At 63.5% G+C, this 7592-nt stretch carries 10 protein-coding genes and 1 pseudogene; 8 read left to right on the top strand and 3 right to left on the bottom strand.

Annotation, left to right across the window (positions count from 1 at the left end; all coding sequences use genetic code 11):
• Positions 1-118: 118 nt before the first annotated feature.
• A complete protein-coding gene (locus VGH54_RS16840) occupies positions 119-1339 on the bottom strand; it encodes an MFS transporter (RefSeq protein WP_331513216.1) in 1221 nt (406 codons plus the stop codon).
• A gap of 193 nt (positions 1340-1532) precedes the next feature.
• On the opposite strand from VGH54_RS16840, the gene VGH54_RS16845 reads away from it, so the two are divergent.
• The 4 genes from VGH54_RS16845 to VGH54_RS16860 all read left to right on the top strand — a co-directional run bounded on the left by VGH54_RS16845 (position 1533) and on the right by VGH54_RS16860 (position 4107).
• The gene (locus tag VGH54_RS16845) at positions 1533-2126 is read left to right on the top strand and encodes a hypothetical protein (protein WP_331513217.1); all 594 of its coding nucleotides are present in this window, start codon (positions 1533-1535) and stop codon (positions 2124-2126) included.
• 14 nt (positions 2127-2140) lie between these two features.
• Positions 2141-2656 carry a hypothetical protein gene (locus VGH54_RS16850; RefSeq protein ID WP_331513218.1) on the top strand — a complete coding sequence of 172 codons (516 nt, stop codon included), beginning with the start codon at positions 2141-2143 and terminating at the stop codon, positions 2654-2656.
• A gap of 72 nt (positions 2657-2728) precedes the next feature.
• A complete protein-coding gene (locus VGH54_RS16855; protein WP_331513219.1) occupies positions 2729-3802 on the top strand; it encodes a M4 family metallopeptidase in 1074 nt (357 codons plus the stop codon).
• Between the two features lie 38 nt (positions 3803-3840).
• Positions 3841-4107 carry a protealysin inhibitor emfourin gene (locus VGH54_RS16860; RefSeq protein WP_331513220.1) on the top strand — a complete coding sequence of 89 codons (267 nt, stop codon included), beginning with the start codon at positions 3841-3843 and terminating at the stop codon, positions 4105-4107.
• Here the strand turns inward: VGH54_RS16860 and VGH54_RS16865 are convergent.
• Positions 4104-5150 carry a hypothetical protein gene (locus tag VGH54_RS16865; RefSeq protein ID WP_331513221.1) on the bottom strand — a complete coding sequence of 349 codons (1047 nt, stop codon included), beginning with the start codon at positions 5148-5150 and terminating at the stop codon, positions 4104-4106. The genes VGH54_RS16860 and VGH54_RS16865 overlap by 4 nt on opposite strands.
• A 151-nt stretch (positions 5151-5301) precedes the next feature.
• On the opposite strand from VGH54_RS16865, the gene VGH54_RS16870 reads away from it, so the two are divergent.
• Genes VGH54_RS16870 through VGH54_RS16880 form a run of 3 tightly spaced genes read left to right on the top strand, consistent with a single transcriptional unit; the run spans position 5302 to position 6389 of the window.
• Positions 5302-5712, top strand: coding sequence for a phage holin family protein (locus VGH54_RS16870; protein ID WP_331513222.1), 411 nt, complete (start codon positions 5302-5304; stop codon positions 5710-5712).
• Positions 5699-6067 carry a DUF3618 domain-containing protein gene (locus VGH54_RS16875; RefSeq protein WP_331513223.1) on the top strand — a complete coding sequence of 123 codons (369 nt, stop codon included), beginning with the start codon at positions 5699-5701 and terminating at the stop codon, positions 6065-6067. The genes VGH54_RS16870 and VGH54_RS16875 overlap by 14 nt, the downstream gene beginning before the upstream one ends.
• A 31-nt stretch (positions 6068-6098) precedes the next feature.
• Positions 6099-6389 carry a DUF4235 domain-containing protein gene (locus VGH54_RS16880; protein WP_331513224.1) on the top strand — a complete coding sequence of 97 codons (291 nt, stop codon included), beginning with the start codon at positions 6099-6101 and terminating at the stop codon, positions 6387-6389.
• Between the two features lie 91 nt (positions 6390-6480).
• Here VGH54_RS16880 and VGH54_RS16885 read toward each other — a convergent pair whose 3' ends face one another.
• Complete coding sequence (locus VGH54_RS16885) at positions 6481-7020, bottom strand: isochorismatase family cysteine hydrolase (RefSeq protein WP_331513225.1); 540 nt, start codon at positions 7018-7020, stop codon at positions 6481-6483.
• Between the two features lie 346 nt (positions 7021-7366).
• Between VGH54_RS16885 and VGH54_RS16890 the strand changes: the two are divergent.
• Positions 7367-7592, top strand: a pseudogene (locus tag VGH54_RS16890) (antitermination regulator); the annotation flags it as partial.

A 7592-nucleotide genomic window follows, 5' to 3' on the forward strand; every position in this document is an offset into this window, starting at 1 on the left:
GGTGGTAGCTACGACGTCGTCGATCGATCGCTGGAGCACCTCTAGCCTTTGCGCTTCGAAGGTGAGTGTTCTTGTCGCGTCGACAGTATCGCGCGACGACGCGGCCTGCGCCAGATCGCTAGTCGTCGTGCAGAAAGCGCGCCGCAAGCAACACCGCGATACCGGCGAACACCAGGATCGTCACGGCGACGGCCGACCAGCCGCGGGCGTCGAAGGCCACGCCTCCCAGCCATCCGATGGCGCTTGAGCCTGCGTAGTAGAACAGGTTGTACAGCGACGATGCTTGGGCTTTGCCTACGGGTGCAGCCTGGCCGGTCCATCCGGCCGCGGTGGAGTGTGCACCGAAGAATCCGGCCGTCGCGACCACAAGCCCGATCAGGACCGCGATGACGTTGTCGCTGAGCGTCATTGCGACACCAGCCATCATGATCGACACAGCCACCAGCAGGACCCGCTTGCGGCCGAAGCGGGCGGCTTCGGCACCCGCCCGTGACGACGCCCAGGTGCCGGCCAGATAGGCCAGGAACATCAGGCTCACCACCGAGGGCGCTAGGTGGAACGGTGCACGAGTCAACTGGAAGCCGAGGAAGTTGTAGAGCGCCACGAATCCGCCCATCAGCAGAAACCCCTGCGCAAAGAGCACCAGTTGGCGTGGTGTGCGCACATTGGCGGCGAGCCGATGGCCAAGGCTGCCTTCGGGATTGGTGTCGTGGCGCAACACCGGGGTGAATCCGCGCGGATCGGGAGCGAGCTTGACGAACCCCATGGCCGCCAACCCGCAGAGCACCGCGACGGTGAAGATGCCGACGCGCCACCCGGCCACCTCGGCAACAGGGCTGGAGACGAGCCGTCCGAGCAGTCCGCCGATCGTGGTGCCGCCGACGAATATGCCGGCCGCTCTCGCGGCGTGCACCGGATCTACCTCTTCCGTCAGGTAGGCCACCGCAATGGCGGGTACGCCGCCGACCATTAGACCCTCAACGAAACGACCGGCGAGAAGAAGTGAGAGCGTCGGCGCGAAGGGCACCAACATGCCGACCACGGTGGCGACGGTGACCGAAATCGTGATCGCCTTCACCCTGCCGATGCGGTCGGCCAACGCTGACCACGGGATGACTCCGATGGCCAGACCTACCGTCGACGCCGAAACCAGCAGTGCGGCACTCGCCGCTCCGACACCTAAATCCTTTGAAATCAACGGCAATACGGCTTGCGGTGAGTACAGCTGCGCAAATGTCGCAACGCCCGCGCAGAACAGCGCCGCGAGTAGCCGGCCGTAGGCCGCAGACCCACGGGTATGCCCAGTCCAGGCAGCGTCCACGAATTGCTCACTCGCCACACATTCAACGTTAAGAAGCGCCCGATGACGTGTCCATGGAATGAGCTGCAACTCACCTCGGCCCAGCGCCGGCAGTCGGGCCGAAAATCCGCGTTCAGCTGCCGTTTTGGGGTGACTTGCGCGCTGCGGCATCGCGATTACGCTTCGTCAGCATGCGCGACCTTCAGGTCGAGCGGCTCAGAAGCGAGGATCAATGGCGGCAGTCCTACACGCTGACACAGATGCGTTGCGCGCTGCGGCCAGTCGTTGGCAGATGATCGGCGGCGATCTAGGTGCGAGCGGCGTTCCCTCGGTCAACCTCGCGAGGACCTGGCCCAGCGCTGCGGCGACCAGCGGCATCCATCGCCAAGCGGCGGCCGCCACCGCGACGTTTCAGGCACGCATCGATGAGACCGCCGCGGTACCCACTAATGCCGCCAACGCGTATCAACAGCACGAGACGGTAAAGGCCGGCGACATCAAGGACGTGATGAGTCTTGTCACTGGCCCGATGCACGATGTGATTAGCATGGCGGGCTCGTTAGGAAGCGTCAGCAGCTCGATCGGCGGAACGCTCGGGCAGCTTGGGGGCCAGGCAGTTTCGATCACGACCAATCTCACCAGCACCTTGACCAGTTCGCTGAGTCATGTTGGTGGCGCGCCTCAAAGCTTGCCGGTGCCCACCGACCACGCGTTCGGTCACATCGTGGGTAGTCAGTCGGAGCCGCCGTCAATGTCGCCGCCGCCCGACGATCAGCGGAATCAGTTGGCGCCGAGATCAATTGACCCCATGCTCAAAGAAACTTAGCTCAGGAAGTTCGAATGGTCCCGACGCTCAGCCAGATAAAGGCGTACACCACCGACCACCTGGTCGACGCCGCTGACCATTGGTGCAGCTTGGCTGACCGCTGGGAGGAGGCGCACTGGCAGGTCCGGAACCAGGCTCATGTGCTGGACTGGGACGGTGCGGCCGCCAATGCTCTTCGAGCACGGACCGCGTCGGACTACACCGTTGCCAGCGGCCAGGCAGATCAGCTTCGCAGCGCGTCGCGCATCGCCCGTCAACAGGCCGGCGTACTCGACCACCTTCGTAACCGTGTTCTCTACGCAGTCGAGGACGCCCATGGCGCGGGATTCATCGTCGGAGAAGACTTTTCGGTGACTGACAGCCGGACCAGCCGCACCGCGGCAGAGCTGGGTGCTCGCCAGGCGCGGGCTCAAGTTTTCGCTGCAGATATTCGCGGCCTGGCAGGGGCTTTGGTTGGGGCTGACACCACTGTTGCGGGCGATCTGTCCAGTGCAGCCGCCGGCATCGGCGGCACCGGCTTCGAGATCTGAGCCGACCGTCACGAGGAGCCCATTTGCAGCTGGCTAACGTGTGGAGCACGGACGGCGCTAAGGAGATGTCTGATGTCGGGTTGCCGCGGTCGCTTCATTGTTCCCGCAGCTGTATTGCGCAGGCTCGCCGACGACGATTCGATCCCGACGGAGTCCCGACGAGCACTGCTCGACAGCGCCGCCGTGGAGTCCGCGTGGCGAGAACTACGCCACGCCCACAGCGAAGCGACGCAATCCACTCTGCTCGCGAGAGGGATCGCGAGCCTCCGGTTGGCGGGTGTGCTCGCACGGGTGCCGGCGGTCACGGTCTACAACTGCAAGAACACCCAATCACTGCCAGGCACGCCCGTCGCCGATCCGGGTGGCAGTTCGGACATGACGGCGAAACGCGCGTTCGACACGACTCACGCCGTGATCGATTTCTACCGGGAATGCTTTGGCCGCAACTCGGTTGACGATGCCGGCATGACGTTGATGTCGTCGATTCACTACGGTGTGCGCTACGACAACGCCTTCTGGAACGGCTTCCAGATGACGTACGGGGACGGCGACGGTCAAGTCTTCACTGACTTCACCAGATCGGATGACGTCGTCGGCCACGAGTTGACCCACGGCGTCACCCAATTCACTGCGGGCTTGAACTACTCCGACGAACCCGGTGCGCTCAACGAAAGTGTCTCTGACGTGTTCGGCGTGATATTTCATCAGTGGCGGCACAAGCAGACTGTTGATCAAGCGGAGTGGCTGGTCGGCCCTGGTGTCCTCGGCCCCATCGCACTGCAAAAGGGTTACACCTGTCTGCGCGATCTGGCCGCACCTGGCTCGCGACACTGCCTGTCGACGCAACCGTTGCACTACCGCGACTACCTTCCCAAAGGCGATCCGCATGAAAACAGCGGTATCCCGAATCACGCGTTCTACCTTGCGGCGACGACCATCGGCGGACAAGCCTGGGAAAAGGCCGGGAAAGTCTGGTACGCGGCACTCACCAGCGACAAAGCCCGACCGTTGACGAACTTCGCCGAGTTCGCCGGGCTCACCCGCGCTGCGGCCAGATCGCTGTTCCCACGTGATACCAACGTCTATCGTGGCGTGGACGACGCCTGGACGCGCGTCGGGATCCCCGACCCCGACATCGCGGTCTGAGCATCGTCGATTCGAGTCAGGACGGTCGGGACGCGGCAATGGGCAATCGGTACATCATCGAACGACGCGGTGGTCTCGCCGGCCTGACAGCCAGTGGCGCTATCGATGGTGATGCGCTGAATCCAGACGATCGACAGACCCTGGAACATCTCCTCGACACTGAAGAACCCCTCGCCGCCGACCCCGGTGCTGACCGCTACACCTACCTCGTGACACGCGAGACCGCAGTAGGAAGCACGACGCGCGAGATCCCGGAGAGCGCCCTGCCCGATGCAGTGGCAAGGGTTGCGACGACCCAGCTCTAGAGGTGGGGCAGGGTATTCCAGTTCTTGAGCCACACGCTTGGGGCGAAAGTGTCCGTGTTGTAAAGCTTTTGCAGTGCGGACTTTGGTTGCCGCCCAATCTTGGCGGCGTCCAGCGTTTCGCCGCGGCCTTCGCGCCAGGCCGCAGTCCATAGCATCGCCAGCGTTTTCGCCCCGTCTTTCAGACGCTTGACGGTGGCGGCACCGAAGGTGTTCCACAACTGGGCGATTTGGTCCGGGCCTGGGTGAGCAGCGAACACCGACACGATATCGGCGGGCGGGATTGCCTCGATGGTTCGCTGCATCAACGTCACCGCGGCATCGGCTGCCTCATCCGAACCGGTGACGAGCGGCGGCCCGTGTGGATCATCGGCGAGGCCGGCGTTGACCGCGGCAACCACTTCGGCGGCATGTTCGTCGAGCATCGTGGTCTCGTACGCACTGTGCACGGCGTCCTCGCCGGCGCCGGGCATGCCGTGGTGCAGGCGGGAAACATGCAGCGGTTGACACGCGTCGCCAACATAGTGGGCCAGCACACCGGCGGCCGCGACATATCCGAGCACGTCATCATTGCGCACCGCCTGGACCATCCGTCCGTAGAGCTGCGCGGCACGAAACGGCAGAGCCCCGCGGTGCTCATCGGTTGGCGGGGGCGTCAACGAGTCGTAGAAAGCAGTCCAGCCAGCTGGGGTTCGCCACGTGCCGTCGCCGCCGTGCCACAGCTGCATCAACGTCTGCCCGCCCGCCGCGGCTCCACCTGGCTGATCCATATCGGCGAAATGATTAGCGGCGTCTTCGGGCCGGGTGCGGCGCCACACCAGGTCCGGCACGTCAGCCAGCGCGACGAAAGCGCTCTGCGGGCCGGGTTCATACCGGTTGCCGGCGACGATTTCGATGTCGCTGATGGCGATGCGATCGCGGTTATCCCGCAGTAGCCGCGCCAATTTGGTGCCCGCAGGGCCGAGCTGGCACGCCGAGCCGGCGATCGTATAGTGACCGACCATCCCCCAATGCTCACGCTGGTCGGGATTCGCTTTGTCGGTCATCTTGGGAATTCTGCTACTTGGCAGCCGGCACGCGGCAGACACCAACTCTCAACACCGATGGTTTGATCTGTGGCTCTCACGGGCACTTCCGTTGCTAGACAGCTGCGTCCCCGGCTGTGTGCCGGTAGGAATACGGAGAGAGAAGGTCGAAATGCACCCGGAACCGAACTCCGCCGCCGACGCCCCGATCGGTGAGTTGTTCGCTCAGTTGTCAGCGCAGACCACGAGGCTAGTACGCGATGAGATGCGTTTGGCACAACGGGAATTCGTTGAATCAGCCAAGCACGCCGGTATCGGCGCCGGCCTATTCAGCGTCGCGGGACTCACGGCAGTATTTGGGGTGCTTGGCCTGATTACCGCAGCGATCGCCGCCCTCGCCCTGGTGCTGCCGGTCTGGGCTGCCTCGTTGATCATCGCCGCGGCCCTGTTCGTCATCGCCGGCATCGCCGGTCTCATCAGCAAGCAGCAGCTCGGCGAAGCCTCCCCCACCCCGAACAAGACCGTCGCCAACATCAAACAGGACATCAATGAAGTGAAAGGTGCCCGTCGTGACCGCCGATGAAACGACACCACCCGCGCCGACCGGTGAGCCGGGGCCCGACGCCAGCGTCGAGGACATCCAGGCCGACATCGACAAAACGCGCCACGAACTCGGACAGACCGTGGAGGCGCTGGCCGCAAAGGCCGACGTCAAAGGACAAGTGAAACAAAAGGCCTCCGATACCAAGGACCGCCTCACCGAGAAAGCCGTGCAGACTCGCGACGTCGTCGCCGAGAAAGCGAACGCGGCACAATCGGCGGCCCACGAAGTGCTTGCCGGCGATGCCGGGTCGGGTAAACCGTGGCTACCGGTCGGAGCAGTCATCGCGGCCAGCATCGCCATCATCGGTCTCGTGGTCTGGCGGCGCCGCCGATAGACCGCACCGATCACACGAAAGGGGCGCGCGCATGTCGGAGTCAACGAGTAGGTGGGCCCAGATTCTGTACCGGCCAGTCGGTCTCCTGAGCTCAGCAGTGGGGGGCCTGCTAGCCGGCGCCATCTTCAAACAGGTATGGCGGCGCGCCGCGCCCGGTGACACGCCCCATCCGCCGACGGCGTTAGAGACCAAATACCCCTTCAAGGAGATCCTGCTCGCCGCCGCCGTTCAGGGCGTGATTTTCTCAGTCGTCACCACCGTCATCGACCGTCAAGGCGCGCGCCTATTCGAGAAGGCGACCGGTGAGTGGCCCGGCCCTTAACCACCACGCGTCGTAAAACGACGCCATTTCAACGCGCACCAGCATGTTTCGCTGCTGACCAACTTTGAATGGATTGTCGCCTGGTTGCGGACTACCCGAGGCAGTCCGCTGCCGTCGTCAACTCGGCATCCATGTTCCGCTCCATCATCATCAGCGCCGCCGCCGCGAGCTCGGCGTCAATGCCAGCGACGGCGTCAGTCGGCACGACAACCGGGATGTGCCGCACGTAGGCGTCCAGCGCGGTGTACAGGATGCATTGCTCGGTAACCTGGCCGATCAGAATGAGCCGCTTGGTGTCCAAACGACGTAACAGATAAGCCACCGACGTCGCGTAGAACGCGCTATGACGGACCTTCGTCAACACTTGGCTGTCGTCCGTCGGCAGGATCGGCTCCACCAAGTCTGGCCGCGCACCCTCACGCGCCGAACGGACGATGTCAGAAAACTGGGCGGTGAAATCGCCGTAGTTGTCGTTCACGTACACCAGGTCGACCTTGTCGCCCTTGCGTGCGCGTCGCACCAAGTCGGCAACTGGGCCGATGATTTTTTCGACATTGCGGATAAGTTGTTCGGAGTCAGGATGCTGGTAGCTGTTCATCATGTCGACGACCAAGACTGCGGTATCGCTCATCCGACCTTGATACCCCACGCGCGGGTGTTGACACCGCCAGGACGACAATAGGAAGGCATTTGACTTCTACGGCCTCGCGACCTGAATGCTGTAGGCCTCGCAACAATTCTTCTGCAGCCGGGCGGGATCGGCAGCTAACAGCGGCAACGGTCCGTTGTCGCGGTGTAGCGCGCGGGGGCCTACGAGTAACCCCTCATGCTGGCGTCAGCCGTTTTAATTGCGAGGTACGCTGGCGAATCCGTGCCCACTGACGCACACTTACGTGTGCGACTTGCGCGCCGACCTGGTCCGCCCACAAATCGCATCCTTATCCGGGGCAGTACTCGACAGCAAGAGGTCAGAAAAAATGGCCGACAGCAGGAGTCAGGTCGACCAGACCACGGTGGATCGGTTGGCGACCGATGACGATCACCCCGCCACCGACGGCCATGCAGTCCGCGTGCTGGACAAGGCTTTGCTTGGCGGTGAACCGCAGCGGGTCGGCAGATTCGAATACCGATACGACAGCGACGCGTGGACGTGGTCGGACACCGTCGCACGAATGCACGGCTATGAGCCCGGCGAAATCGAAC

The organism is Mycobacterium sp., from assembly GCF_036488105.1.
In the GTDB taxonomy this organism is placed as follows: Bacteria; Actinomycetota; Actinomycetes; order Mycobacteriales; family Mycobacteriaceae; genus Mycobacterium.